At 51.0% G+C, this 26426-nt stretch carries 24 protein-coding genes; 16 read left to right on the forward strand and 8 right to left on the reverse strand.

The genetic code is table 11. The features are described 5' to 3' along the window. Positions 1 to 157: 157 nt before the first annotated feature. The 11 genes from AC6IB1_RS17715 to fliB all read left to right on the forward strand — a co-directional run bounded on the left by AC6IB1_RS17715 (position 158) and on the right by fliB (position 11155). Positions 158 to 1453, forward strand: coding sequence for a flagellin N-terminal helical domain-containing protein (locus AC6IB1_RS17715; RefSeq protein WP_497567716.1), 1296 nt, complete (start codon positions 158 to 160; stop codon positions 1451 to 1453). Between the two features lie 265 nt (positions 1454 to 1718). After that, positions 1719 to 3017: a flagellin N-terminal helical domain-containing protein gene (locus AC6IB1_RS17720; RefSeq protein ID WP_497567717.1), complete on the forward strand. Its 1299-nt coding sequence runs from the start codon at positions 1719 to 1721 to the stop codon at positions 3015 to 3017. A 192-nt stretch (positions 3018 to 3209) separates the two neighbouring features. Continuing rightward, the gene (gene fliD, locus AC6IB1_RS17725) at positions 3210 to 4772 is read left to right on the forward strand and encodes a flagellar filament capping protein FliD (RefSeq protein WP_497567718.1); all 1563 of its coding nucleotides are present in this window, start codon (positions 3210 to 3212) and stop codon (positions 4770 to 4772) included. Positions 4773 to 4785: 13 nt separating this feature from the next. Continuing rightward, entirely contained in the window at positions 4786 to 5187 is a 402-nt protein-coding gene (fliS, locus tag AC6IB1_RS17730) for a flagellar export chaperone FliS (RefSeq protein ID WP_497567719.1), read from the forward strand. Next, positions 5184 to 5525, forward strand: a complete 342-nt coding sequence (locus AC6IB1_RS17735; protein WP_497567720.1) for a hypothetical protein — start codon at positions 5184 to 5186, stop codon at positions 5523 to 5525. Before fliS ends, AC6IB1_RS17735 begins: the two co-directional genes overlap by 4 nt. Positions 5526 to 5535: 10 nt before the next feature. Continuing rightward, positions 5536 to 6810 (forward strand): flagellar hook-length control protein FliK, encoded by a 1275-nt coding sequence (locus tag AC6IB1_RS17740; RefSeq protein ID WP_497567721.1) that lies wholly within the window; start codon positions 5536 to 5538, stop codon positions 6808 to 6810. A gap of 18 nt (positions 6811 to 6828) precedes the next feature. Then, complete coding sequence (locus AC6IB1_RS17745; protein WP_497567722.1) at positions 6829 to 7320, forward strand: flagellar basal body-associated FliL family protein; 492 nt, start codon at positions 6829 to 6831, stop codon at positions 7318 to 7320. Positions 7321 to 7329: 9 nt separating this feature from the next. After that, entirely contained in the window at positions 7330 to 8076 is a 747-nt protein-coding gene (locus AC6IB1_RS17750) for a FliA/WhiG family RNA polymerase sigma factor (protein ID WP_497567723.1), read from the forward strand. A 14-nt stretch (positions 8077 to 8090) separates the two neighbouring features. Continuing rightward, positions 8091 to 8939: a flagellar motor stator protein MotA gene (motA, locus tag AC6IB1_RS17755; RefSeq protein WP_005501536.1), complete on the forward strand. Its 849-nt coding sequence runs from the start codon at positions 8091 to 8093 to the stop codon at positions 8937 to 8939. Between the two features lie 3 nt (positions 8940 to 8942). After that, a complete protein-coding gene (locus AC6IB1_RS17760) occupies positions 8943 to 9965 on the forward strand; it encodes a flagellar motor protein MotB (RefSeq protein WP_497567724.1) in 1023 nt (340 codons plus the stop codon). Next, on the forward strand, positions 9962 to 11155 hold the full coding sequence (gene fliB, locus AC6IB1_RS17765; RefSeq protein ID WP_497567725.1) for a flagellin lysine-N-methylase: 1194 nt from the start codon (positions 9962 to 9964) through the stop codon (positions 11153 to 11155). Before AC6IB1_RS17760 ends, fliB begins: the two co-directional genes overlap by 4 nt. A gap of 58 nt (positions 11156 to 11213) precedes the next feature. On the opposite strand, the gene AC6IB1_RS17770 is transcribed toward fliB, so the two are convergent. Both AC6IB1_RS17770 and AC6IB1_RS17775 read right to left on the reverse strand, forming a co-directional pair. After that, positions 11214 to 11837 carry a bifunctional 4-hydroxy-2-oxoglutarate aldolase/2-dehydro-3-deoxy-phosphogluconate aldolase gene (locus AC6IB1_RS17770; protein WP_497567726.1) on the reverse strand — a complete coding sequence of 208 codons (624 nt, stop codon included), beginning with the start codon at positions 11835 to 11837 and terminating at the stop codon, positions 11214 to 11216. A 9-nt stretch (positions 11838 to 11846) separates the two neighbouring features. Next, positions 11847 to 13223, reverse strand: a complete 1377-nt coding sequence (locus tag AC6IB1_RS17775) for a GntP family permease (RefSeq protein ID WP_497567727.1) — start codon at positions 13221 to 13223, stop codon at positions 11847 to 11849. Between the two features lie 158 nt (positions 13224 to 13381). On the opposite strand from AC6IB1_RS17775, the gene AC6IB1_RS17780 reads away from it, so the two are divergent. Together AC6IB1_RS17780 and edd are read left to right on the forward strand one after the other, a co-directional pair. Beyond that, positions 13382 to 13903, forward strand: coding sequence for a gluconokinase (locus AC6IB1_RS17780; protein ID WP_497567728.1), 522 nt, complete (start codon positions 13382 to 13384; stop codon positions 13901 to 13903). Further along, positions 13900 to 15696, forward strand: coding sequence for a phosphogluconate dehydratase (gene edd / locus AC6IB1_RS17785; protein WP_497567729.1), 1797 nt, complete (start codon positions 13900 to 13902; stop codon positions 15694 to 15696). The genes AC6IB1_RS17780 and edd overlap by 4 nt, the downstream gene beginning before the upstream one ends. Before the next feature lie 47 nt (positions 15697 to 15743). Here edd and AC6IB1_RS17790 read toward each other — a convergent pair whose 3' ends face one another. The 3 genes from AC6IB1_RS17790 to AC6IB1_RS17800 form a co-directional block, all read right to left on the reverse strand. Then, a complete protein-coding gene (locus AC6IB1_RS17790) occupies positions 15744 to 16748 on the reverse strand; it encodes a substrate-binding domain-containing protein (RefSeq protein WP_497567730.1) in 1005 nt (334 codons plus the stop codon). A 200-nt stretch (positions 16749 to 16948) separates the two neighbouring features. Continuing rightward, positions 16949 to 17686 carry a carbonic anhydrase gene (locus AC6IB1_RS17795; protein WP_497567731.1) on the reverse strand — a complete coding sequence of 246 codons (738 nt, stop codon included), beginning with the start codon at positions 17684 to 17686 and terminating at the stop codon, positions 16949 to 16951. 402 nt (positions 17687 to 18088) lie between these two features. Further along, positions 18089 to 19276 (reverse strand): MerR family transcriptional regulator, encoded by a 1188-nt coding sequence (locus AC6IB1_RS17800; protein WP_497567732.1) that lies wholly within the window; start codon positions 19274 to 19276, stop codon positions 18089 to 18091. A 532-nt stretch (positions 19277 to 19808) separates the two neighbouring features. Here AC6IB1_RS17800 and AC6IB1_RS17805 point away from each other — a divergent pair. Genes AC6IB1_RS17805 through AC6IB1_RS17815 form a run of 3 tightly spaced genes read left to right on the forward strand, consistent with a single transcriptional unit; the run spans position 19809 to position 22608 of the window. Continuing rightward, positions 19809 to 20099, forward strand: coding sequence for a helix-turn-helix domain-containing protein (locus AC6IB1_RS17805; protein ID WP_031214897.1), 291 nt, complete (start codon positions 19809 to 19811; stop codon positions 20097 to 20099). Beyond that, on the forward strand, positions 20089 to 21438 hold the full coding sequence (locus tag AC6IB1_RS17810) for a type II toxin-antitoxin system HipA family toxin (protein ID WP_497567733.1): 1350 nt from the start codon (positions 20089 to 20091) through the stop codon (positions 21436 to 21438). Before AC6IB1_RS17805 ends, AC6IB1_RS17810 begins: the two co-directional genes overlap by 11 nt. A gap of 48 nt (positions 21439 to 21486) precedes the next feature. Then, positions 21487 to 22608 (forward strand): hypothetical protein, encoded by a 1122-nt coding sequence (locus AC6IB1_RS17815; RefSeq protein ID WP_497567734.1) that lies wholly within the window; start codon positions 21487 to 21489, stop codon positions 22606 to 22608. Positions 22609 to 22880: 272 nt separating this feature from the next. On the opposite strand, the gene istB is transcribed toward AC6IB1_RS17815, so the two are convergent. The 3 genes from istB to AC6IB1_RS17835 all read right to left on the reverse strand — a co-directional run bounded on the left by istB (position 22881) and on the right by AC6IB1_RS17835 (position 26397). Beyond that, on the reverse strand, positions 22881 to 23624 hold the full coding sequence (istB, locus tag AC6IB1_RS17825) for an IS21-like element helper ATPase IstB (protein ID WP_497566252.1): 744 nt from the start codon (positions 23622 to 23624) through the stop codon (positions 22881 to 22883). A gap of 11 nt (positions 23625 to 23635) precedes the next feature. Further along, positions 23636 to 25159, reverse strand: a complete 1524-nt coding sequence (gene istA / locus AC6IB1_RS17830) for an IS21 family transposase (protein ID WP_497566251.1) — start codon at positions 25157 to 25159, stop codon at positions 23636 to 23638. 200 nt (positions 25160 to 25359) lie between these two features. After that, positions 25360 to 26397 (reverse strand): MerR family transcriptional regulator, encoded by a 1038-nt coding sequence (locus AC6IB1_RS17835; protein WP_497567735.1) that lies wholly within the window; start codon positions 26395 to 26397, stop codon positions 25360 to 25362. Positions 26398 to 26426 lie beyond the last annotated feature (29 nt).

Consider the following 26426-nt stretch of genomic DNA (forward strand, 5'->3'; position numbering starts at 1 on the left):
TTCTCTACTCTGCTAGATTCTCGCTTCTCATCTTTATTTTTTATTTAAGTCCCCCAAAAAACGGTCGTCTTAGTTCATCGACAGAAAAAGAACACGGGATCAGATGGCCATGGTGCCGCACTGACATCCCTTTTGACGATGAAAGAGGAAAACCTTTATGGCAATGACCATCAACACCAACTTTGCATCAATGAATGCACAGCGTAACCTGCTGGGAACGCAAAGTTCACTGAACACATCTTTGCAGCGCCTGTCGACGGGTCTGCGTATTAACAGTGCCAAAGACGATGCAGCGGGTCTGCAAATCGCCAACCGCATGACATCACAAATTAACGGCCTGAACGTGGCAAAACGTAACGCCAACGACGGTATTTCCATGGCGCAGACGGCGGAAGGTGCGCTGCAGGAGTACACCAATATCCTGCACCGCATGCGTGATTTGGGCGTGCAGGCGAAAAACGGCACCAACTCAGAATCAGACCGCGCAGCGCTGAACAAAGAATTCCAGCAAATGAAAAAAGAGCTGGACCGTATCACTGAAACTACCACTTACGGTAAAGGTGAAAACCTGTTTGAGAAATTGGAAGCTGGGGTAGATTTCCAGGTCGGTGCGGATGTAGACAGCAAAGTCTTGACTGCAGATGATGTAACAGAAGGTAAATTATCTAAATATGATGTGCAGGATGCTGTAGAAGCAGGTTTGGCGGAATTAGGTTTGGGTACATCTGAAGAAGATCTGAAGAAGTTGGATATAGTCAGTAAAATTACCACGAGGCTGAAAACTGAAACTGATAATGCCCAATCTCAAGACATAAACTATTCTGATCTAGGAGTGTCTGGTGAAGAAGAGTTGAAAGCAGTTCTTGCTGATTTAGGTATCGGTGCTACGGTTGCACAGGGCAGTGACAGTACAAAAGTAAAAGTTACTTTGCAGACTGGTGATAAAGATGCATTAGGTAAGTTGGATTCTCTTGCAACTGCATTGAAAGAAAATGTAGACACGGCAAAAGGTGAGCTTAAAGATATCAATCAAGGTGAGGCGTTGACGGCATTGCACACTGCAATGACCGGTCTAGGTAAAGAACTTAAGAGCCATGATCATAATGTTATCAGTGTCAAAGTAGATAGTGTTACGCTGGATACAGAAAAACTGGGTGATATTTCTACTGCTGAAGATGCTGGTAAAGCGATGGAAGCGATCGACGCCATGATTGATGCCGTTGGTTCTATCCGCGCTGATTTGGGTGCGACCCAGAACCGCTTCCAGTCCACCATCAATAACCTGGGCAATATTGCAGAGAATATGGCGGTCGCCAAAGGCCGCATTATGGATGCGGACATTGCGGCAGAATCAGCCAATATGACCAAACAAAACACCATGATGCAGGCAGGTATCACTGTGCTGTCACAGGCTAACCAGATGCCAAGCATGGTGTCGCAGCTGCTGCGTTAATATTTTTAGTTTGGGTGGCGATGGGCTGTCCCACCTTGTCACCAGGGCGGAAGCAATGCTTCCGCCTTTTTTATCTTTTGTTTTAAAACAGAATAAAATCAAAAGAATATAGAATAGATTCTCGCCTCTCGAAGCTCATCTCTATTTTCTATTTAAGTCCCCCAAAAAACGGTCGTCTTAGTTCATCGACAGAAAAAGAACACGGGATCAGATGGCCATGGTGCCGCACTGACATCCCTTTTGACGATGAAAGAGGAAAACCTTTATGGCAATGACCATCAACACCAACTTTGCATCAATGAATGCACAGCGTAACCTGCTGGGAACCCAGAGTTCACTGAACACATCTTTGCAGCGCCTGTCGACGGGTCTGCGTATTAACAGCGCTAAAGACGATGCAGCAGGTCTGCAAATCGCCAACCGCATGACATCACAAATTAACGGCCTGAACGTGGCAAAACGTAACGCCAACGACGGTATTTCCATGGCGCAGACGGCGGAAGGTGCGCTGCAGGAGTACACCAATATCCTGCACCGCATGCGTGATTTGGGCGTGCAGGCGAAAAACGGCACCAACTCAGAATCAGACCGCGCAGCGCTGAACAAAGAATTCCAGCAAATGAAAAAAGAGCTGGACCGTATCACTGAAACTACCACTTACGGTAAAGGTGAAAACCTGTTTGAGAAATTGGAAGCTGGGGTAGATTTCCAGGTCGGTGCGGATGTAGACAGCAAAGTCTTGACTGCAGATGATGTAACAGAAGGTAAATTATCTAAATATGATGTGCAGGCTGCTGTAGAAGCTGGTTTGGCGGAGTTGGGACTTAGTACATCTGAAGAAGATCTGAAAAAGCTGGCGGCGGTCAGTAAAGTTTTAGACAAAGCAAAGGATCTGACGGACACACAACAATCGAATGACATTACGTTAGCTGATCTTGGTGTTTCTTCAAAAGAAGAAGTTGAAAATATATTGGCTGAGATTGGTATCGATGCTGAAGTATCCGCTGGTACTAATAGTGGGACTCAGGTGAAGATCAAGTTAAGCGCCGGTGGTAAGGAAAAAGCAACTAATCTGAATACACTGGCGACTGCTCTAAAAGAAAATGTAGACATGACAAAAGGTGAGCTTAAAGACATCAACCAAGGTGAAGATCTGACAGCTCTCCAAAGTGCGATGGAGGGCCTTGGTAAAGAACTTAAGAGCCATGATCATAATGTTATCAGTGTCAAAGTAGACAGTGTGACGCTGGATACTGAAAAGCTGGGTGATATTTCTACTGCTGAAGATGCTGGTAAAGCGATGGAAGCGATCGACGCCATGATTGATGCCGTTGGTTCTATCCGCGCTGATTTGGGTGCGACCCAGAACCGCTTTCAGTCCACCATCAATAACCTGGGCAATATTGCAGAGAATATGGCGGTCGCCAAAGGCCGTATTATGGATGCGGACATTGCGGCAGAATCAGCCAATATGACCAAACAAAACACCATGATGCAGGCAGGGATCACTGTGCTGTCACAGGCTAACCAGATGCCAAGCATGGTGTCGCAGCTGCTGCGTTAATACGTTTCAGTCTGGGCGGAATTTACCGCATAAAACACCCAAAAGCGGAAGGTTTACTTCCGCTTTATTTTTATTAACCCATTGAAAATTCATGCTGCGAAATTGGCACAAAGATTGCTCAAGGCCTGCTGCCGCGCGACACAGTCGTAGGGCGGCAGGTCGACGTGGCCCCCAGTATTTGGAGAGTATCCCATGTTAATGACAGGTCTCGGATCAGGCATTGATTACGAAGCGATGATTCAAGCGATCGTGGCGGCAGAGCGCGCCCCGGTCGAGAACCAGTTAAACCGCCAGGAAGGCATGAACACGGCGGAAATGGATGCCCTGAAAGAAATTCAGGGGGCACTGAACAGCTTTCGCGACACGGTGGAAGATCTGAACGCCTACACTGAACTGAACAAGCTGAAAGCCGAATTGAGTAACACCGATGTGATGGGTGTGGCTGTATCGGGCGGCGCGGTATCCGGTGAATATAACTTTGATGTGACCCAGCTGGCACAGGCAGCGCGTGACAAAGTGCTGACGATGAAAAAAGGCAGCTACCTGACCACAGGAAAAGTGGAATTCACCACGGATAAAGGGACAGTGAGTGTCGATATTGCCGCGCTGGCGACTGAGCTGAAAACCAAGGAAGAGGACAAGAAGGCACAGTATCGCATCGATACCCTGACCGAGGTGGCGAAAGAGCACGACATTGATACCACCAAAGACGGCTGGGAAGCCAAAGCGGAGGCCAAGCTGGCAGAAGATAAAGAGGCTACAGCCAGCTTTGATGCCCGCATCAAAGAATATGACCAGAACATTGCCCGCTATCGCGACAAAGGTGTCACGGCGGAGGAGCTGCAAGGGGCGATTAACCGCCATGAAAACGCTGATGGTGCCAAGGTCACGCTGGTGCAGACCGGCGATCAGCTGACCATGGTGCTCAACGCCAAAGACACCGGGGTGGAGAACGCGGTGAAAGGGCTGTCGGTGACGGATGTGACGGCTAAAGATGATAACGGAAGCGATGTGGCGGTAAGTGATCTCGGCGTGCAGCTTCAGGCGGCGCAAGATGCGGTTGTTAAGTTCGGTAACATGGAGTTGACTTCGCCGACCAACAAAATGGAAAACGTGATTGACGGTATCACCCTGACACTGAAAGAAACCGGCACGGTTAACGTCAACATCCAGCGCGATGAAGACGGCGTTAAAGAGACGGTGAAAACGTTTATCGACAGCTACAACAAGGTGGTGGAGACGGTTAACACCTACACCAAATCCAGTGAGGAAATGGCGGCGGCCCTGTCTGGTGATGCGGCAACCCGTTCGATGATCAGCCGGTTGCGTTCAGTGATTTCTGACCAATACGCCTCGTCGACGCTGGGCACACTGTCACAGCTTGGTATCACCACCAAGATGGACGGTACGCTGGAGCTGGAATCTGACAAGTTCGACAAGGTGATAGAAGACAACTTCGATGAAATCGCCAAGTTGTTTATGGGCGATCCAGCCAGCTCAGTGCCGGAAAAACAGACCGGCATCATGGGCAGCATGCTGACCGTACTGGACGATTACCACAAAAACGGCGGTTTGTTTGATGTCAGGATCGACCGGTTGGATGCCGATAATCAGCGTTTGCAGGAAGAGCGGGAGGCACTGGATGCGCGGATGGAAGCGAAGGCCCTGTCCCTGCGTGATTACTACGCCAAGATGGACAGCCAGATCGCACAGATGAACCAAACCCAGAGCATGCTGATCAGCATGCTGATGTAGAGCAGGTAATACCATGATGATTGATGAAGGCCTGGGGGCCTACCAACATTCTAAAAACCATGCGCAGGCAGCATCGGCAAGTCCACACCGCCTGATCCAGATGTTGCTGGAAGGGTTGCTGGAAAATCTCAGCCGTGCACGCGGCTATATGGAGCGTGGTCAGGTGTCAGACAAAGGCATGACCATTTCCAAATGCCTAGACATCCTTAATGGCCTGAGCGTGGTGCTGGATGCGGAAAAAGGCGGAGAGGTGACGCAGGAGTTGTACCGTCTGTACGACTACTGTGGCCGTCGCCTGTTTGAGGCGAACCTGAAAAATGACCTGGCGGGCATTGATGAGGTGGTCAGCCTGATCACCCAAATCCTTGAAGGTTGGGTGGTGCTGAAACCGGAAAAAGTTGAGGTGGCACAGTGAACCCGATGACACGTCCCGTCTCTGCACCCCGGGCTTCATCAAATGGCGTCGACACCGCGCAGCAGCTTGATCATCTTTATACCCAGCTTGAGCTGGCGCTCAATGCTGGAGACTGGGCTGCGCTTGGTACGCTGGATATCCAGTTGTCCGAGGCGTTGCACCGGTTAAAACAACAACCGCTGAATGCTGACACCAAGGCGGCATTGACCCGGTTGAATGCGTTTTATACGACCATGATTTCTGAGGGCCGAAAGGAGCAAGCACGTATTCGGCTTCAATTGTCACAACAGGAAGCCACAAAACAGGGGGTGATGGCTTATCTGGGACACCATGAGTAACTGAGTTCACATGCAAATTTCTGTTTCAGCCACCAATGCCGCCACTGTGCCCAGTGCCGGTGGAAAAACCATCAGTGCCCGTCCTGCTGTCACCGGCGGACAGACAGGAAATGCAGCGACACCTGTTAACTATCACGCGCAAGCCAGCGAGCTGGCGACGCAAAACGGTGCTGCGCAGGGGGCAGAACTGTCGCACAGTGCGGAGCAACAGCCTTCCGCCCCAACGACTGTGTTTCCTGGCTGCGTACCACAGGGTGAGGGGGCACTCGAACAGAGCCCGGCCAGCGATACGCTGTGGCAGGCATCAGAGCTGGATGCCCTGTCAGCGGCACTGGACACGGTGTTTCCTGGCCTTGCAGCACCGCAGTGCGAGCAGATCGCTCAGTGGATAGTGAGCCTGCAACACGGAGGGATCACGCCAGAAGCGTTAGTGGCGACGCTGAACACCCAGCTGAAAGCAAACGGCGTATCTGTGCCGCCGTCGGCATTGGCGACGTTGGAAAGTCTGTTTGGGCAAGTGGCTGACGGGGCGCTGCCTGTGTCTGAGCTGACACAGGCACAGAAGCTGCTTCATCTGCAACCGCAAGGGCAGACACACGTTCAGACAACGGCAATGGCGGATGCTGCGGTGCGCGCAGATCGGGCAGACATTGCCTCGTTGCTACGGGAGATGTCGGGGGATCGTGCCGCCCAGCCGTTGAATGCGTTGCCGGTCTCTGATTTGGCGGTGACGATGAACGACGCGGCCCCTGAGCGCCTTTTAGCTCCCGGGCTGGCGCCTCAGCCATCACCCCAAACACGCCCTGCGATCATGGTACCCGGCGCCAGTCCGGCTACCGCGGCGCAGCAGCTTGACGCATCGGTTGATATTTCTCAACCGGAGTGGGGACGTGAGCTGGTTGACCAGTTACGCGCCCGTCTGCGGTTTAACCAGCAGGATGCTGTCCAGACCGCCCATGTGCGGCTTGATCCGCCAGAGCTTGGCAAATTGGAAATCACCCTGCGCGTAGAAGGCGACAAAGTGAACGTGCATATCGCAGCCGCGCACCCGCAGCTGCGTGAAGCACTGCTTACACATGCAGATCGTCTTCGCCTTGACATTGAACAGAGCCAGTTACAACTGACAAATGTGTCTGTGTCGAGCGGATCGCAACAGCAAGGGCATGACCAGTCACAGGGCGGGCAGCAAGAACACCGCGCCGTGAAGGGTAACCCAATGAAGGAATCATCCCCTTTTTCTACGCCGTCGATGAGCGATCTGGGTCGCTATGCATCGGTGGTTTAACCAGATTGAGAGCATGATATGACCAATACAGCACTTGAAGAACAACCTAAATCTAAGTCGCGCCTTATCGTGGTGGTGGCGGGCGTTGTCTTTTTGCTGCTGGCCGTGGGTGGCTGGCTGTTTTATGCACAATGGAAAGAAAGTGTCGTCGAAGTGAAGGAGGGGACCGAGGTTGCCCCGACCGCGATGGTGAAAAAGCCGAAGTTTCTTTCTATGCCACGTTTTGTTGTCAGTCTGGAAGGCGGTTCCCGTTTGCATTACCTGATGCTGGAAATGTCGTTGATGAGTTATGAGGAAGATGACCTCAAGAAGATGGAAGACATGATGCCCGTGCTGCGTAACACCGTGGTGAAGCTGCTCAACGGTAAACATTTTAATGATCTGTCGAAGGCAGGCGCGCTTCCTGCGTTGGAGGAGGACATCCGTAACGCGTTACAAGACCAGATGAATGAGATGACCGGCGGCAAAGGCGTGGAACGCGTACTCATCACTAAAATGGTTATTCAGTAAGGGGTGAGTATGTTGATGATGAATGAGGCGTCTTCCGTGGGACTGCACGCGTATCAGCAGCATCAGGTAGGCAGCAAAACCCGGGAAAAACGTCTGTTGATGCAGCTCTCTGGTCTGGTTAAACGGGTGGTGAACCATCTGGCGATTCAGGCCGATGTGGTGATGAACCGGGATGACATGGAGCAGATCGGCCTGATGGCACTGCTGGAAACGATTCGCCGGTATCCGGAGGAAGATGAATGTGGGCTGAAAAAGCTGGCGGTACCGCGTATTCGTGGTGCGCTGTTAGATGAAATGCGCCGTTTAGACTGGCGATCTCGCCAGCTTCGCCAGAAAACCCACCAACTGTGCGAAAAAGAACGGGAGGTGGCGAAGACACTGGGGCGTGCGCCGACCGATCCGGAACTGGCACGGGCGATGGAGATGTCTGTCAGTGATGTGCGTCAGCTGCGTCTGGATTATGAGGCGGAACGGCCACACAGTTTTGAATCGATGCAGGAAGATAATATCGCGATACCGGGATTGGCGGTGTATTGCGATCACATAGAAAAAGAAAAGCTGGCGGTCGCACTGAAAGCGGCACTGGCGACGCTGACAGAACGCGAGCAAATCGTCCTGAGCTTTTACTTTGAGCATGAAATGAGCATGAAGGAGATTGCGCTGGTGCTGGATCTCACGGAAGCCCGGATCTGCCAGATCCAGAAAAAAGCATTGGCGACCCTTAATCAGAAACTGTCTGACTGGCAGTTGGTATAGCGGAGTCACTTTTTATGCAGGTAATACTGGGGTTTGTTGTTGTTTTTGCCACGGTAATGGGCGGCTATGTGATGGCGACAGGCAAAATCGCTGCGCTGTGGCAGCCGCCGGAATTTGTCATCATTTTGGGCGCGGCACTGGGGGCGATGGTGATCGCTAATCCCCCTTATGTGCTGAAAAATATCCTGACCCGCCTCAAGATGCTGATGGGGAAGCCTTACGGCGATGATTTCTATAAATCCGTGCTGCAACTGATGTATGAGTTGCTGGAAGTGGTGCGTAAAGATGGCATGAAAAAGCTTGATGATCATATTGAAAATCCAGAGAGCAGTGACATTTTTTCGCGCTATCCGAATGTGGTGAAGTCGCCCATTTTATTGCCATTTATTACGGATAATTTGCGTACCCTGGCGATGGGAAAAATGACCCATCATGATCTGGAAGCGGCGCTGGAGCTGGAAATGGAAGCGCTGGAAGCCGACTTGATGCGCCCTTCCAAAGCGCTGACCAAAACCGGTGAGGCGATGCCGGGCTTCGGTATCGTGGCGGCGGTATTGGGGATTGTCGTCACCATGCAAAATATTGGTGGTCCGTTGACATTGATTGGTGTGAAGGTGGCAGCGGCACTGGTCGGGACGTTCTTCGGGGTGTTGATGGCGTATGGCGTGTTTGACCCTTTGTCATCCAGTATCACGGGTTTGGTGAAAAAAGAGATGTTGGCGCTGCGTATGGTTGCGACGATTTTAGTGGCGCAGGCGCAGGGCAAACCCACGATTCTGGCATTGGATTCGGGCCGTCGTTTGCTGTATAGCGAGTACAAACCGTCGTTCTCTGAGATGGAACAGTGGATGGTGAGAGACTGAGCCATGGCCCACGATAAGCAACACGTCATCATTATTAAAAAGAAGAAACATGGCGATCATGATGATCACCACGGCGGTGCATGGAAAGTGGCTTTCGCTGACTTTGCCATTGCGATGATGGCTTTTTTTATGGTGCTTTGGATCATGGAAATCACCTCAAAGGAAGAGCGGGAAGAAATCCAGTACCGTTTGCAGCAAAGTACTATCTTTGAAAGCATCGACAACCTGTTCGATATTCGAAATAGCCCATTCCCGATTGATTTTGGTGGTGAGGCGTCGCCGTTTGAGAACCCGATCAATTCGACGCTCAGTGGGACAAGTGAGCTCGGTAACTCTCTGCATGAACAGGTGCCGCAGGGGGAGAAAGGCAATAACGCGGGGCAAGGGGAAAACGCCATGTCTGTGCTGGAGGGGCAGTATCTGAATGCAGCGCAGTTGAGTGGGTTGGCTATTGCATTGAAAGAGATTGTGGCGTCGTTGGATGCGATGGAAAACATCCACCTTGACGTTGTGCCTCAGGGGCTGCGTATCCAAATTCAGGACAGTAAACGGAACGTGATGTTCCAGCGGGGCAGTGCCCAGATGACGCCGTTTTTTGAAGACATACTCTACGCGCTGTCGCCAAAGCTGGGAAAAATACAAAACCGCTTGATTATCAGCGGTCACACAGATTCGACCGCGTTTAGTACCCAAGCGTATTCCAACTGGGAATTATCGGGGGATCGTGCCTTAAAAGCCCGTCAGGTGATGGTGGGATCGGGATTGCCTCAGCAACAGGTGCTGCAGGTGGTCGCGATGGCCGACCGTACCCTGCTGGATGAGGCTGACCCGCAAAGCGGTAAAAACCGCCGGATAGAAATTATGGTGTTAACAAAAGAGGCTGATGAGCAACTGGTGCGTTTGTTTGGCACGGTTCCTGCGTTGCCCAACAGCATCAATGAACATGGTGAAGCGGTGAAAAGTGCCAAGCAATTTGCGTTGGACAATGCGCCAGTTTCCCGATTAGAGGCGATGACACAGTCATGAACAAGTACACGGTAACTCCAAAATTCTATGACACCTTCTCCTGCATTGGGTCGGATTGCGAAGATCATTGTTGCCACAGTTGGACTGTGAACATCGATCGGGGCACGTATCTCTTTATGACCCGGAAAAGTGCGTTTAAGGCCAAATCAGCACAGGCGATTGAACGCACCCGTGGAAAGGCGGGTTATGCCAGAATTAAACTTGATGCACAGGGGAATTGCCCGTTTCGTATGGCAAATGGCTTGTGTGAGGTGCATGCGACACACGGCCATGCGCGGCTGTCGCATACCTGTAGAACTTATCCACGTCTGGAGAAAGTGCGTGGCGATCAGGTGCAAAAAAACCTCACCCTGTCTTGCCCGGAAGCGGTACGGCAAGCGTTGCTGAACCCTGATGCGATGACATTTGATACCCAGGTTACTCAGGATCCGGCATTCAAACCGGTGCCCTATGTGCGTCCAGATTGTTATGACGCCGTGCGTGAGTTGTTTGTGCTGTTGTTGTCTGATACCAACATGGCGCTGGAGCAACGTCTGTTCACCTTTGGTTTGGCATTGAAACAACTGGCACAGAGTGAGCCTGAACAGCGCACAGACGTGTTTGAGCAGGTGATTGCCCAGATCCAGAGCGGTGAGATTGCGGCGTTTTATGCTGACCTGCCGACAGCGACCCAGTTACATGCATCGTACCTGCTAAAAGGTTACAACGCCTTGTTTGCACTCAATGTGCTTGAGCAAAAACCGCAGGTGCTGGCGCGCCTGAGTAAAATCCACCAGCGCATGAAAGCGGCGCTGGCAGGCGTGGGGGACAATATTTTCCAGCAACAGGCGGTGTTGGAGAAAGGGTTTAACGGCCATTATCAGGCGTACATGGCCGAGCATGAGCACGTATGGATAAATTACTTTATTTACCAGATGTACCAGTTGGATTTTCCGGCTGACAATATGTATGAACAGTTCAGCCAAATCATTGTGGATTTCTTCTATCTTCGTGGGGCATTGATGTTAATGGCCGCAGAAACCCCGCTGACTGATGACGATCTGGTGCTGGTTGTGCAAAGTTATCACCGTGCGCGCAGCCATGGCGGAAACTTCCCCAAAGTGCTGGATACCCTGAAAGAGAAAGTGGATGTAGATGCGGCGATGCTACCGCTGATGTTATTGAAAGTGAGCGAACGCAGCTCAGCCTAGGCCCACCTAAAAGAAAGCCGGGTCCCTGTTCGGGACCCGGCTTATTTATTTTCGGGGCTTATGCCAGTAGGTCTGCCACGCCTTTCACCAGTGTCGCCAGGCCATCCCAGTCGCCTTTGTCCATCAGGTCTGTTGGCACCATCCAGGTACCGCCGCACGCGACCACGCTTTTCACATTCAGGTAGTCACCGACGTTGGCTGGGTTAATACCGCCCGTTGGCATAAAGTTCACCGGATAAACCGCGGTCAGGGCTTTGAGCATATTCACGCCGCCAGAGGGTTCTGCCGGGAAAAATTTCAGCGTTTTCAGTCCCATCTCCATGGCTTGCTCAACCAGGCTTGGGTTGTTGACGCCCGGTACGATCGCGACATTGCGCTGCTGGCAGTATTTGACTGTGGTTGGGTTGAAACCAGGGCTGACAATGAAGTCCACACCGGCATCGATAGCCATATCAACCTGCTCGGTGGTCAGCACTGTGCCGGCACCAATCAAGAGATCGGGATAGGCTTCACGCATCACGCGGATAGATTCGGCCGCGGCGTCAGTACGGAAAGTCACCTCTGCACAAGGCAAGCCGTTTTCCACCAGGACTTTTGCCAGTGGCAGCGCATGCGCGACATCATTGATGGCAATGACCGGGACGATTTTGATCTCTTGCAGACGTTGTTCAAGGGTCTTCATGGTTAACCTCTAAAGAATAAAGCTCAGTGTTGCTACGATAATGAATGCGATACCGCCAAGCAAAGTTTCCATCACGGTCCAGGTTTTCAGTGTGGTTTTCTCATCCATATCCAGCAGACGTGAAACCAGCCAGAAACCGGAGTCGTTGAAGTGGGACAGTACGGTTGCACCCGCCGCGATAGCAATCACGATAAAGCACAGATCCAACTCGCTCAGGCCAGTGGTTGCTGCCACAACTGGCGCAATCAGTGCTGCAGTGGTGGTCAGTGAAACAGTTGCAGAACCCTGCGCTACGCGTAAACAGGTAGCAATGACAAAAGCGGCGACGATAATTGGCATACCGGTATCTGTCAGTGCGCCTGCCAGTGCGTCACCTATGCCACTTGCACGCAGTACACCACCAAACATGCCACCGGCACCGGTCACCAGCACCACGCCACAGATAGGTGCCAGGGAATCACCACACAGTTTTTCCAGTTTTGCCATGCCATAGTCTTTGGCAAACACTGCCAGGCAGACAAGCAGGGTGATCAGCAGGGCTACCGGGGTTTTACCCAGCATACGCAGGAATTCAACCAGTGGTGTTTTGCCGTCAATGATGCCGGCCACAGACAGGGTGTGCACAACGGTGTCGAGACAGATCAGCAGAACCGGCAACACCAGAATGCCCATGACAGTGGCAAATTTTGGCAGTTTGTTTTCATCCACCACGGTGTCGCTGTTGAAGAACGCTTTTGACAGTGGGATGTCGAATTTCTTGCCTGCATACAGGCCAAACAGGTATGCACCGACGTACCAGGTTGGGATTGAAACCAGAATACCAACTACCAGCAGTAGGCCGATGTTCGCGCCTAGAAACTCCGCCGCGGCAACCGGGCCCGGGTGTGGCGGTACAAAACCATGCATCACGGCAAACGCACCCGCCGCAGGCAATGCATACTTGAGTGGCGAACCACCAAAGCGTGCTGCGACGCTCAGGATGATAGGCATCATCACCACAAGGCCAGCATCAAAGAAGATGGGGAAACCAAACATCAGCGATGCCACACCCAACGCAAACGGGGCTTTGTCTTCACCAAAGCGGCCGATCAGGGTATCTGCCAGCACTTTTGCGCCACCGGTGACTTCCAGCACTTTACCTATCATGGCACCCAGGCCAACCAACAAGGCAACAGAGGCAAGGGTGCCACCAAAGCCGCCCATCATGGTCGGAACCACTTTTTCTGATGCCACACCGGTCGCAAGCGCCGTACCCAGGCTGACAACGGTCAGTGACACGAAAGCGTGAACTTTCATTTTAATGATCAGTACCAACAGCGCGGCGATAGCAAGTGCGGCGACAGTCAGCAGATAGGTAGGGTCAGAGGCTTGTACAAACTGCTCCATTTTTAACACCTTTCACGATTAGGTCTTGTTTGTGTGTGAGTTCACACTTGTCATAGTTACCGGTAACATGTTACCGATAACATCATTAAGATAAACCCAAATCGCGCTGAGAATTTCAAAATTGAGAGCGCGCGCAAATTTGGTATAGAGGAATAGTCATGGCTGGAAGTAGTATCATTGTGATGGGCGTTTGTGCCAGTGGGAAAACAACCGTAGGTGAATTGCTGGCAAAGCGTCTTAACCGCAAATTCATTGATGGGGATGATCTTCACCCTCGTGCAAATATTCAGAAAATGGCGTCTGGTCAACCGCTGAATGATGATGACCGCGCGCCCTGGCTGGAGCGTATCCGCGACGCGGCCTATAGCTTAGAAAGCAAAAACGAGCATGGCATCATTGTCTGCTCTGCGCTGAAGAAAAAGTACCGCGACCAAATCCGTGAGGGGAATGACAACGTCTCCTTCCTGTTTCTGGACGGCGATATGGCATTGATCATGGAGCGCATGCGCGCACGTCAGGGTCACTTCATGAAAGAGAACATGGTGAAAAGCCAGTTTGAAACGCTGGAGCGGCCGGACGGCGAACCGAATACCTTTGTTGTTGATATCAGCGGCTCACTGGAAGAGGTGGTTGAACGAGCGGCCCAGGTGCTGCAAGGTGGCCAAGAGGTGGCATTATGATTCATCCCAAAGTTCAGGCCATCACCGACAGGTTGATTGAGCGAAGCCGTGCAACACGAGAGGCATTTCTGGCGCGTTGCCGTGAACAGGAAAAAGCAGGCAAGGGCCGCGCGCGCCTGAGTTGTGGCAACCTGGCGCATGCGGTGGCGGCATCCTGCTCGGCAGAAAAGAAAGCAATCCTCGATTTTACCCACGCCAACGTGGCGCTGGTCAGTGCCTATAATGACATGTTGAGCGCCCATCAGCCCTATCAGGACTACCCGGCACAAATTAAAAAAGTATTGGCTGAACATGGGCATACCGCACAAGTTGCCGGTGCGGTGCCGGCGATGTGTGATGGTGTAACCCAGGGCCAGCCGGGGATGGACATGTCACTGTTCTCCCGCGACCTGATTGCGCAGTCCACCGCGTTGTCACTGAGCCACAATACTTTTGATGCCACATTGCTGCTGGGCATTTGCGACAAAATTGCACCGGGACAACTGATGGGCGCGCTGGCCTATGCGCACCTGCCAACCGCATTTGTCCCTGCTGGTCTGATGCCGACAGGAATAAGCAACGAAGAAAAAGTGGATATCCGCCAGCGTTTTGCGGCGGGCGAAGTGGGTAAAGACGCATTGCTGGAGATGGAGTGCCGCGCCTACCACGCGCCGGGTACCTGTACGTTCTATGGCACTGCCAATACCAACCAACTGGTGTTTGAGGCCATGGGCTTGATGCTGCCAGGTTCGGCGTTTGTGCATCCACATTCCGCCCTGCGTCACGCACTGACAGAGCACACAGCCGTTAAGGTGGCGTCAATGACCAGGGAGTCAGCCCAGTATCGTCCCCTGTATGACGTGGTGACTGAAAAGAGCTTAATCAACGGTGTGATTGCCTTGCTGGCATCAGGTGGCAGCACCAACCACACCATCCACATGCTGGCGGTAGCACGTGCGGCAGGAATCCAACTGACCTGGCAGGACATCAGTGATTTGTCGGATGTGGTGCCGTTGCTGGCGCGCATTTATCCGAATGGCCCAGCAGACATGAATGCCTTCCAGCAAGCGGGCGGTGTGCCAGCCCTGCTGCGTCGCCTGAATCTTGCTGGCCTGTTGCACACCGATGTGACGCCGGTGTTTGGTGGCTTTGAGGATCAGCTTACTCAGCCTGTGCTGGAAAATAGCACCCTCAGCTGGCAGCCGTGCAATGGCACGCTGGATGCCTCAGTGATTGCTGCGGATGGTAAGGTGTTCCAAAGCACCGGCGGTATCCGAGTGCTGAACGGTAACCTTGGCCGCGCTGTGGTGAAAGTGTCTGCCGTTAAAGAAGAACAGCGGGTTATTGAAGCGCCAGCAGTGGTGTTCCAGTGCCAGCACGAGGTGGAAGCGGCATACAAGCGCGGGGAGCTGAACAAGGATTGCATCGTGGTGGTGACGCACAACGGCCCGGCAGCAAACGGTATGCCAGAGCTTCACAAGCTGATGCCAATCCTGGGCAATATCCAGAAAGCCGGTTTTAATGTGGCTTTGGTGACAGATGGCCGTTTGTCTGGCGCGTCCGGAAAGATCCCGTCAGCGATCCACGTCTCGCCGGAAGCTATCCGCGGTGGTGCGATTAGTTTTGTGCGTGATGGCGACCTGATTTCCCTTAACTGCCAGACTGGTGAACTGAATAACCTCAGTGATACCCGTGGGCGGGAAGTGGTTGAACGGGATACCGAAGCGTATCAGCAAACCTGGGGGCGCAACCTGTTCCGTGTGATGCGAGAAAACGTATCAAGTGCCGAAGAGGGCGCAAGCTTCATCGTCTGATCAATGGGTAAGGGCAGCGGGGCTGCCCTTTTTACTCTCTGCACCCGCTAGAGACTTTCTCCATCGGTGATGCGGTATCCCAAATCGATGACTGTCTCTTTGATGGACTCACCTTTCAGCCGTGCCAACAGGAGCTCCGCACTTTTCCTGCCAATCTCATAACGCGGGGTATCCACGCTGGTAAGGGTAGGGCGGACAGACTGGCCGATATCCAATGCGTTATAGCCGACAACAGCCAGTTGTTCCGGCACCTTTATTCCCCGTTGCAGCGCACTTAACAGCGTGCCGGTGGCGATATCATCGTTGGTGCAGAACACGCCATCCAGGTTTGGGTGGGCATCAAGGGCACGAGCCAGCAGCGTTTCCGCCAATGAAAAGCTGGAATGTTCTTCGGTCAGCACGTGGATGGGTTCCAGCCCCGCTTCTTGCATCGCGTTGTCATACCCTTGCATGCGAAGCCGGGTCCGGGTGTCCAAACGGGCACCAAAATAGGCGATGTTCCGTTTGCCTGAACCGAGCATGCGCTTTACCACGTCATAAGAGGCGGCAACATGATCCAGCCCCACTGCCATATCAATGGGCTGGGCCGGGATTTCCATGGTTTCCACCACTGGCAGGCCAGCGGTTTGGATCATCTGTAGAGTGCGGGGAGTGTGGTGGCTTTCTGTCAGGATCAGCCCGTCAACATGATATGAGAGCAGCGAGGCGATTTTCTGCTCCTCTTCGTTTTCGTCGTAACCGAAGTGTGCCAGCAGGATTTCGTAACCGTGGGCGTTTGTCACCGCTTCAATCCCTTGGACAAACGCAGCGAAAATCTGGTTGGAGAGTGAGGGGAGCAGCACGCCAATTGCACGGCTGGAGGACTTTGACAACATGGCCGGCGCTTTATTTTCGATATACCCCAGCGCTTCAATCGCCGCCGCAATCTTATCGCGCGTTTTTGCCGCGACAGCGTCGGGGTTACGAAGGTAGCGAGATACCGTCATTTTAGTGATGCCGACCCGATCAGCGATATCTTGCAGGGTGGTACGGTTTTTCTTGGGATTTGACATATGCAGTGGCTACCTTCAATGTTACGGTAACATTATCAGGGAAGCTACGCGTTTACACAAGCAGATGATTTTGATTTTCTTGGCTTTTTATGCGCTCTGTCTCCCTGTCAAAGTCCCAGAGAAATGCTGTGCCAATAGAGGTGGCATACATAGCAGGTCACTACCCATAGGGTATCGCGACCTGCTTGTATCCTCTCTAATCAATGAATGATAATGCGGCCATTCAGCGGCTGCACCGGGCGATTATTTGTATGGTGGAGCGCTGAGAGGAATTGCCTGATTTGTTCATCAGAAGCGCTGACAGGCTGTTCCAATACCATCCAGATGACACCTTCAGAACAAGGTGGTGTGGTCAGAGAACCACTGAAGCGGTAGAAATCGAATTTTTCAGGCAACAAGGCTTTTATGTCTATGGGGTGCGTCAGCATGGTAGTCTGACCAACCCTGGTTGGTATTTGCTGCCAGGCTTTTGCCAACTCTGGGTTGGCTTTCCCTGTCTTAAACATCAGCGCCAGTACGGCCAGAGAGCCATCTTTATTTTTATAGACAAAGTGGCCTTCCAGCGGGAACTGTTTACCATCGATCTCGTTTTCACTGGGTGAATGGAAATGGAGTTGTTGCAGCATGAAGGTCTCTTTGTCCAGGTGCAGGGTATTACCTTCGCTGACGTTAATCTGAATAGTATGGCCATTATTAATGATTTGCTGTTTACCCTGCTGGAAGGCCAGCGCAAGTTTGCAGTGATTGGCCTTCAAGGCGCCCTGGATATTGATCGGTGACTGGTTTTTACCGATTTCACACAGCGTAAAATCGGGTGAAAGCTCTCCCCAGTGCTCAGGGCTTTCCTGGCCCTCATACCCCCAATGCACAGGTTGTTCTGTTGCCCCGATAGAGAAACTGGCAGCCAACATGACAGTTAGAATTAATTTTTTGTTCATTATATTTACCCTTTCCCAACGAATTGCTACCCAAACAACCTGATGAGGCAGGACTCAGCGAGTTTGACTGGCGTTGTGAATGTGGCCTCATTTTGCCTTGGACAAGGCATTGACAAACTGCTGAACAACCGTAAAAGGCCAACAGCCATTAGAGAAAATTTGCGTCGACATTGAACGCATTGATGGTCTTTGAATCCGGGCATCTTCAGGTCATTGGGTGTAAATACGCTCACGGTATGCAGTGCATAGACTGCCCGATTGCTATGTTACACCCAGTATTTGTGCGCCAATGTTGATATGACTCAGATTATCCCTTGTTTGGAGAGACTGTTACTGTCCTTTTTGTATATTCACGCTTCCAGTAGGGACCATACCGGATGCGATGTTTGGGTTTTCAACCGGTTAACTCCCGATGAGATTGGCCCCTTTCTGCAGTACAAACATATGGTAACCAAACTCGCCCAAGTAGCGTTCATAAATCGCAATTTCTTGCTCCATATCCGCAATGGCGGTTGACGTTGGCATGCTCGCTTTTACCTCAGCAATCCGTGCTTTGAGAGGTTGGTAATAATCATTCCAAGCTTGTTCGCTCAAGGTGAAATGATCTATCACCTGAAAACCAGCTTGGCGTGTTTGCTTTAAGCGTTTTTCGATTGTTTGCATGTCTGGGTATTCACCCCTCCAGAACTCTACAGCCTCTGAGCTTGGATTGTCGGTTAGCCACACTAAGTCACTGACTACCATGTAGCCACTATCGGCCAGTAGCGTTCGCCACTGGGTTAATGCTTGCTCGACCCCCATAATGTAAGCCGAGCCTTCTGACCACACACAGTCAAAGCTTTCAGAGGCAAAGGGCAGTTCCGTCATGCTGGCACAGCATAAGATCACGCGCGCATCCAATTCTTGCTCAATAAGGCGTTCGCCCAGCTCATCAAGGGCGCTTTGCTCATTATCCACCGCAACGATCTGTGCTTGAGTATGCGTTGCCAATAAGCGGGTAGAAAAACCTTTGCCACAGCCAATATCAATGATCTTGGTTGGCGTCGTTGGGAGTTTTGACAACGCTTTAAGCGAATCGGCATCACAGCCTGGTCCCCAGCGCTCTAACATCTGGAATACCGCCATAAAGTCGGCCATGTATTGATCGTGTTCGTTCATATCTTTTGACAACCATTTTAAATGCAGGGCTTGTTGTTCATTGAAGCCTTGCTGCTTTAACCACTCCAGATGGGCATCTGGTGCTAATTTATCGGTCTGTTGGTGCCAAAGACGCAGCGAACCTTCACCAAGCATGGCGGCAAGTAACGCGCGAGCTTGTTGCTTTTTAGCGATGTCTTCGTCCAGCTGCTGCAAGCGCTTTTCAAGTACAGAGCGCTGCACCTTGCTGTCCAAAAAGGATTTACATTCCTTAAGTGTTAAACCGCCCACTTGCAGTTGTTGCAACAAGCGCAACTGCTGAACATCTTTATCTGAATACAGTCGATAGCCGTTGGTTTGGCGAACACCCTGCAACAAACCTAGCTTCTCGTAGTAGAGCAAGGTTGACCGTGACAGCCCGACTTTTTCAGCTAACTCAGAAATGCGATACACAGATAAAACGTCCTTTCCGTTCTTTTTAATAATGGCGCGGCTGGCTCAAACAGACCAGAACACGGATGACGATAAACTATGAAGTTATAGACAGGTCAAATGTTGTTAGCAATAATGGCTGCCCACCACCGATTTGGACGGGAGACAGAAAAGCCCTGTACTTACAAGTAAATAACAGGGCTTCTAAGGCATTCTTGGACGGGTAAAAAACTATTCGATGTTTTGGATCTGCTCATTGAGCAGCGGACTAGATCCTAACAAACTCAATGAGTTACCGAAAAGAAACCGATCAAAAATGCCTGTTTGCCCACCAAACTGCCCACCACTTGCCTATGGCTTTTACTAAATCTTAGTGGTTAGCAATGGAAAAACAGTGCCGTTTTTATGCTGCTGTTAGAGCTAAAACATAGAAGTTTTGAAGGGCTTTATCGAGTAATTTTTCAACACCTCATCCGTTAGTGGATACAATAGTATCCAATTTCTGTTTTATTTCGCTATAATGGATATAACTGTATCCATTCGGTCTTTGCGGATGAATTTTACCTTACTTGATGATACCGATGTAAGCCAAGCCTATGCGGCTTATTTACGTGAGTTACGGAAGCAGGCAAAGCTGTCACGAGCGGCGCTTGCTGAGCGAAGCTGTGTACCTGCGGCCACCATTAAAAAGTTTGAGCTGACCGGGCAAATTTCATTTCGCCAATTGCTGTTGCTATGGCAGACCCTTGATTCGCTAGAGAGGCTCTATCAACTCACACAACCTAGCAAAGAACGGGTCACTATGCCCTCTAGTATTGATGAGGTGCTAAAAGATGAGTTTTAAACCCATTCAAAAACTCGCCGTGACTCGCACCTTAAGTTCAGGTGAGCAGATATCTGTTGGAGTCTTGGCGCAGAATCGGCAAGGCGTTTTTTTTCAGTATGCAGACAGCTATTTGCAGCAGTTTGGCAATTTATCTCCTTTTACCTTGCAGTCGAGCACACAAGTTCAAGTCGCACCTAAGCAGCCACACCAAGGTGTACATGGCGTATTTGGAGATTGTTTACCCGATGGCTGGGGCATGCTGTTACAAGATCGTATTTTCCGGCAAAAGGGCATACTGCCTAATCAATTAACGGCGATGGATAGGTTAGCCTTTGTCGGTGATAAAGGCATGGGAGCATTGTCTTTTTCTCCGGTGTCTGAGTTTTCAGCCACCACGCACGCGGATATTGATTTAGCGACGTTAGGCTTAGAAGCACAAACGCTGTTCGATTCTTCGATGTCAGATTATATGGATGATAATCACGATGAGTTAGATGGGCATACTCAACAGGTGTTGGCCGCATTAGTCGCCGGAGGTAGTTCGGGTGGGGCAAGGCCTAAGGCACAAATTTATATGCCTGCTGGGGAAACTCAGCATTGTCGAACCTTCACTCAGCTTGGAGATGAGGCCTGGCTGGTGAAGTTTACCTCTAAAAATCTCGCACTCGGCCATGAAGAAGGTTTGTGTGAGGCGGTTTATTTGCAAATGGCCGAGCTTGCTAAGTGTCAACCGCCGCAATGGCAACTCATTGAAGCACCAACTACAAGCGGTGCGTCTGCCTGGTTGGCGCTTAAGCGTTTTGATTATGTCACCGAGCAGACCAATTTAAGCGGCAATCGCAGTTCAGGTCGCCTGCATATGCACAGCGCTTGCGGGCTACTGGATGCAGACTTTCGAACGCCAAGTTTAGATTACATTGATTTAATTAAAGCCAGCCGTCAGTTGTGTAAATCGCCAGCGGCTGGACAACTGCAATTTCGCCGTGCCGTTTTTAACCTGCTGTCGTCTAATCAAGACGACCACAGTAAAAACTGGGCGTTTTTGCAAGCGGATGACGGTCAATGGGATCCTGCCCCTTTTTACGATGTGACTTACAGCCCACATCCATTCAATGACCACGCCACTGCTTTCGGAGGTTATGGCAAAGCGCCACCGCTTAAGGTGATGCAAAAACTGGCGACCAGCGCTGGCTTTTCGAATTGGAATGATGCAAGGCAAGTCATTGAAGAAGTCGCAGAAGCCATCAGCCAATTTACGTATCTGGCACAGCAGCAAGGGATCAGTAAAACAACAGTGTCTGCCATTGCTAAGACATTGGATCAGCGCAAACAGGAAAATGCAGCGCTTTTTCAATGAAAGTAAAACAAACTTTTCAATTCACAATAAATACATAGCAAGGTCATCGTGAGCGAATATCAATACTATAAATTTGAGCGTCTGGATGGGTATTTAGATGCTAAAGCACGTCAAGCACTCCGATCAATTTCAAGCCGTGCCGAGATCAGCGCTACGTCCTTTCAGGTGTATTACACCTACAGTGACTTAAAGGCAGAGCCTTTTGAGCTGATGTTAAAATACTTTGATATCGGTTTTTACTATGCCGATTGGGGCTCAATCGATGCCTACATCAAGCTGCCAGCAGGAACGCTCCCTGAAGCTTTACTTTGCTTTTCAAGTGATGGGCTTCATGTTCACGAAAACGATGAGTGGCAGTTACTGATTTTTTCCCTTGAGGAGTATGACGAATATTTTGACGATGAGCATGCCGACGAATTTTTCCAGCATTTAGCTGGGTTACGCAGCGGGTTAATGCAAGGGGATTGGCGCCTTGTGTACTTTATGTGGCTCAAAACGTTTGATTTTAATGATGACGTTGAGCGAGTGCCGTTAATTCAATTCGATTTTGAGCACCTCAGTGAAGAGGAACAGGCGTTTGCAGCGCTGTATGATATTCCCTTAGCATTGGTTAAGGCACTCGCCATGGTGCTGAACGCACAACCCAGCCATCAAGCCAAACAAGCCCAGTTTCAGTTTGATACGTGGCTAAACAATCTCACGGAAGTTGAGAAAGACACGCTATTACGCGCGCTGTTTGAGCAAGGCCAGCTAACCCGTCACCAAGCCTTAGCGCTGACGCGAAAAGAACCTGCCAACATAGACGAAATCTATCAGTATTGGTTAACCCCCGAGGTAATTTCTCCTTTTATTGAGCAAGCGCAAAGCCAATTACAGCAAGAGCAAGCCGCAGCACTCGCAAAGAAAATGGCTATTGAAAAAGCAGAAAAAGAAAAAGCGTTGACGGATGTTTACAATCGGCGTGAGCACTACTGGCAGCAAGCACAAGAGCAAGCGGATCGCACTTGCGCCAGTGGTTACGATGCGGCATCACGCTATTTGCATCAGCTGTTTGAGGCCTATCAGTTCAAAGCGGATGAAGCGGCGTTTGAACAACGCTTTGAGCGCTTTGTTGTGGCGAATAATAGCCGTAAAGCGCTGTTAAATCGTCTCAAAAGTCTACTTTTATAGGGCGTTCCGTTACGCCCCTTTGCGCAGCACAAACATGTGGTACCCAAACTCGCCTAGGTAACGTTCATAAATCGCAATTTCTCGCTCGATATCTGCGATGGCGTTTGAATTTGGCATGCTTGCTTTTACTTCTGCCACTCGCGCTTTGAGTGGTTGATAGTAATCGTGCCATGCTTGTTTGCGTATTCCGATTTACTTGAACAGCCATTCCGGTTTTATTTGAACACCTCAGATCAACGCATCGTTGGCTAACCGATTTTTAACTTAAGTGTTCAAGTGGCGTCAACGGTCGCCAGTATTTTCCTCATTGACTCTCCTTTCAGTTTTATCCGGTGTGCATTGTGCATCAGGCGATCGAGGATGGCATCGGCCAACGTGTTATCACCGATGGATTGATACCATTGGTCGGTGGGGAGTTGGCTGATGAGGAGGGTTGAGCTACTGCCATGGCGGTCATCCATGATCTCCATCAGGTCGTTGCGCTGCGCGGCTTTTAGCGGTTCTAGTCCCCAGTCGTCCAGGATGAGCAGGTTGAGTTTAGCCAGGCTTTTCAGCTTCTTGCTGTAAGTGCCATCGGCTTTGGCCTGGGTGAGTTCCATGAGCAGACGACTCACCCGGTAGTATTTCACCGTGTAGCCTTTCAGGCAGGCGGTGTTAGCAAGCGCACAGGCGATATAGGTTTTCCCGGTGCCGCATGGCCCGGTCAGTAACAGGTTTTGCTGCCGCTGTAGCCAGTCGCATTGAAGCAACCCTGTCATGACACTTTTTTGCAGGCCGCGCGGGTGCTGATAATCGATGTCCTGGGCGGTTGCCGCAAGTTTTAGTTGGGCCTGTCTGAGCAGGCGCTGTTGTTTACGGTTATCCCGTTCATGGATTTCCTGGTCGGCCAGCAGTTGCAGCCGCTCAGCGAAGCAGAGGTCCTGATACTGGCCCGGTTGTTCGAGTTGCTGGCTCAATGCTTTTGCCATGCCACTCAGTTTGAGTTGGTGCAGTTGGGAGAGTGTGGTGTTTACCATGGGTTTTCTCCTTAATGGAAGCTCTGTGGGCCACGGATATTTTCGTGGTGCTGAGGGAGTGTCAGTGTTTCCTGGCTGGATTCACTGATGAGCTTGTCCTGATTACTGTTTAAGATGTCTTTGAGCTGTTGCAGGCGATAGAGCTGATGTTGATTAGCCAGTTTACAGGCGGTATTGAGCCGCTGCGGTGGATACTGGCTGGCTAATCGCAATGCGCCCAGACAGACGCGGAACGCCTGCTGTGGATGCGGTTTGCGTTTAAGCTGCGCTTTTACCCAGACAAGCACGTCATCGCCGATGTCCTTCGCCCAGTTCATCAGACTGCCCTCACTGACTTTGTGGTAATGCTGGTGCTGTACAGGCATGTGCTGCGGTGTAGTGGTAAACCCGTAGCGGTCATTACGGGGGTGGCTGGCAACGCATTTACCCTGGAAGTAGATTTGCACTAAGCGCGGCTTCGCGTGAAGCTCAACCCGCTCACCAACCAGTTGATGCGGTACTGAGTAAAGATGGCTCTCATACTGCACATGGTAATCAATGTTCACTTTAGCCTGGCGGATGTCAGTGTATTCATAGGCATGACACGGTAGCGGTTTTAAGGCGGGTTTATCCAGTTCGTCGAACCACTGCTGACGGGTTCCAGCCATTTGTTTGAAGGGCTTACTGTTTACTTCTATCAGTAACGCGCTGATGCACTGATTCAGCTCATACAGTGAGAAGAAGGTGTGATGGCGAAGCCGGGCTAATATCCAGCGCTCAATGATTTGTACACCCACTTCGGCCTTGGCTTTATCCTTCGGCTTATACGGTCTGGCCGGCACGATGGCCGTATCATAGTGAGCCGCCAGTTGCTGATAGGCCGGGTTGATATCTGGGTCGCTTTTACAGGCTTTGGTGACGGCACTTTTTAAGTTGTCCGGCACCACCATAGTGGGGACGCCACCGAGATAGTCAAAGGCCCGAACGTGGCTGCCCAGCCAGTCTTGTATACCTTGCGTCCAGGTCGCTTCGGCGAAGTAATAGCTGCTCGCTCCCATGGCCGCCACGAAGATTTGGGCGTGCCGGATCTCGCCAGTCTGTGGATTCACAACAGGCATGGTTTGTCCTGCGTAATCGACGAACAAGACGTCACCTGCCCGGTGATGCTGACGCATGGAGCGGCGCTGTTTCTTCAGCCAGTGCAGATAGCGGTCGCAGAACTGGGAATAACTGTAACAGCGGTTGGGGTATTGCTGAGTGTATTCCTCCCACAACAGCAGCTTCGTCACGCCCTTACGGCTTAGTTGCTTACGTAAGTCTGCCCAATCCGGCTCTTGGAATCGCTTGGCATGGCGGGTATCGGCTTGCGGATAAAAGCAGCGGGCCAACTGCGCATCATCCAGTTCACCCGGCAGTGGCCAGGATAAGTTCATGCTCTTGGCTTTGCTGAGCAGTGTTTGAATACTACCGACACTGACTTTGGTGCTGCGGTGGATCTCTCGGATACTCAATCCTGCCGAGAAATGCAGCCTTAAAACCTCTCTGATTTTACGCATTGTGATCCTTTTCAAACCTACCCCTCACTCGCCAACGAAAAGTCAGTGGTTAAGTTATCAAATTAATTGTTATTTCAATGCGTTGAGAAAATTCCGGTGTACTTGAACACCGATTCCGGAAATGAGCACAAAACTGTACTAAATAAATCCGGAATCAGAGTTCAAATGATTCCAGAATAGGTGTTCAAGTGTTTCCGGAATTACTGTTCAGATCCGGCCGGAATACGCACTTGTTCCCTTAAGGTGAAATGATCAATCACTTCAAAGCCTGCTTGGCGCATTTGGCTTAAGCGTTTTTCGATGGTTTGCATGTCTGGGTATTCACCCCTCCAGAACTCTACAGCCTCTGAGCTTGGATTGTCGGTTAGCCACACTAAGTCACTGACTACCATGTAGCCACTATCGGCCAGTAGCGTTCGCCACTGGGTTAATGCTTGCTCGACCCCCATAATGTAAGCCGAGCCTTCTGACCACACACAGTCAAAGCTTTCAGAGGCAAAGGGCAGTTCCGTCATGCTGGCACAGCATAAGATCACGCGCGCATCCAATTCTTGCTCAATAAGGCGTTCGCCCAGCTCATCAAGGGCGCTTTGCTCATTATCCACCGCAACGATCTGTGCTTGAGTATGCGTTGCCAATAAGCGGGTAGAAAAACCTTTGCCACAGCCAATATCAATGATCTTGGTTGGCGTCGTTGGGAGTTTTGACAACGCTTTAAGCGAATCGGCATCACAGCCTGGTCCCCAGCGCTCTAACATCTGGAATACCGCCATAAAGTCGGCCATGTATTGATCGTGTTCGTTCATATCTTTTGACAACCATTTTAAATGCAGGGCTTGTTGTTCATTGAAGCCTTGCTGCTTTAACCACTCCAGATGGGCATCTGGTGCTAATTTATCGGTCTGTTGGTGCCAAAGACGCAGCGAACCTTCACCAAGCATGGCGGCAAGTAACGCGCGAGCTTGTTGCTTTTTAGCGATGTCTTCGTCCAGCTGCTGCAAGCGCTTTTCAAGTACAGAGCGCTGCACCTTGCTGTCCAAAAAGGATTTACATTCCTTAAGTGTTAAACCGCCCACTTGCAGTTGTTGCAACAAGCGCAACTGCTGAACATCTTTATCTGAATACAGTCGATAGCCGTTGGTTTGGCGAACACCCTGCAACAAACCTAGCTTCTCGTAGTAGAGCAAGGTTGACCGTGACAGCCCGACTTTTTCAGCTAACTCAGAAATGCGATACACAGATAAAACGTCCTTTCCGTTCTTTTTAA

Source organism: Grimontia sp. THUN1695, assembly GCF_059704325.2.

Bases quoted from the DNA above. Each gene is read 5' to 3' on its own strand.
- istA (WP_497566251.1), bottom strand. From the start codon at position 25,159: ATGCGTAAAATCAGAGAGGTTTTAAGGCTGCATTTCTCGGCAGGATTG.
- AC6IB1_RS17780 (WP_497567728.1), top strand. From the start codon at position 13,382: ATGGCTGGAAGTAGTATCATTGTGATGGGCGTTTGTGCCAGTGGGAAA.
- AC6IB1_RS17795 (WP_497567731.1), bottom strand. From the start codon at position 17,686: ATGAACAAAAAATTAATTCTAACTGTCATGTTGGCTGCCAGTTTCTCT.
- AC6IB1_RS17805 (WP_031214897.1), top strand. From the start codon at position 19,809: ATGAATTTTACCTTACTTGATGATACCGATGTAAGCCAAGCCTATGCG.
- AC6IB1_RS17715 (WP_497567716.1), top strand. From the start codon at position 158: ATGGCAATGACCATCAACACCAACTTTGCATCAATGAATGCACAGCGT.
- AC6IB1_RS17760 (WP_497567724.1), top strand. From the start codon at position 8,943: ATGGCCCACGATAAGCAACACGTCATCATTATTAAAAAGAAGAAACAT.
- fliB (WP_497567725.1), top strand. From the start codon at position 9,962: ATGAACAAGTACACGGTAACTCCAAAATTCTATGACACCTTCTCCTGC.
- AC6IB1_RS17810 (WP_497567733.1), top strand. From the start codon at position 20,089: ATGAGTTTTAAACCCATTCAAAAACTCGCCGTGACTCGCACCTTAAGT.
- AC6IB1_RS17750 (WP_497567723.1), top strand. From the start codon at position 7,330: ATGTTGATGATGAATGAGGCGTCTTCCGTGGGACTGCACGCGTATCAG.
- AC6IB1_RS17745 (WP_497567722.1), top strand. From the start codon at position 6,829: ATGACCAATACAGCACTTGAAGAACAACCTAAATCTAAGTCGCGCCTT.
- AC6IB1_RS17740 (WP_497567721.1), top strand. From the start codon at position 5,536: ATGCAAATTTCTGTTTCAGCCACCAATGCCGCCACTGTGCCCAGTGCC.
- AC6IB1_RS17720 (WP_497567717.1), top strand. From the start codon at position 1,719: ATGGCAATGACCATCAACACCAACTTTGCATCAATGAATGCACAGCGT.
- fliD (WP_497567718.1), top strand. From the start codon at position 3,210: ATGTTAATGACAGGTCTCGGATCAGGCATTGATTACGAAGCGATGATT.
- fliS (WP_497567719.1), top strand. From the start codon at position 4,786: ATGATGATTGATGAAGGCCTGGGGGCCTACCAACATTCTAAAAACCAT.
- AC6IB1_RS17775 (WP_497567727.1), bottom strand. From the start codon at position 13,223: ATGGAGCAGTTTGTACAAGCCTCTGACCCTACCTATCTGCTGACTGTC.
- AC6IB1_RS17790 (WP_497567730.1), bottom strand. From the start codon at position 16,748: ATGTCAAATCCCAAGAAAAACCGTACCACCCTGCAAGATATCGCTGAT.
- istB (WP_497566252.1), bottom strand. From the start codon at position 23,624: ATGGTAAACACCACACTCTCCCAACTGCACCAACTCAAACTGAGTGGC.
- edd (WP_497567729.1), top strand. From the start codon at position 13,900: ATGATTCATCCCAAAGTTCAGGCCATCACCGACAGGTTGATTGAGCGA.
- AC6IB1_RS17770 (WP_497567726.1), bottom strand. From the start codon at position 11,837: ATGAAGACCCTTGAACAACGTCTGCAAGAGATCAAAATCGTCCCGGTC.
- motA (WP_005501536.1), top strand. From the start codon at position 8,091: ATGCAGGTAATACTGGGGTTTGTTGTTGTTTTTGCCACGGTAATGGGC.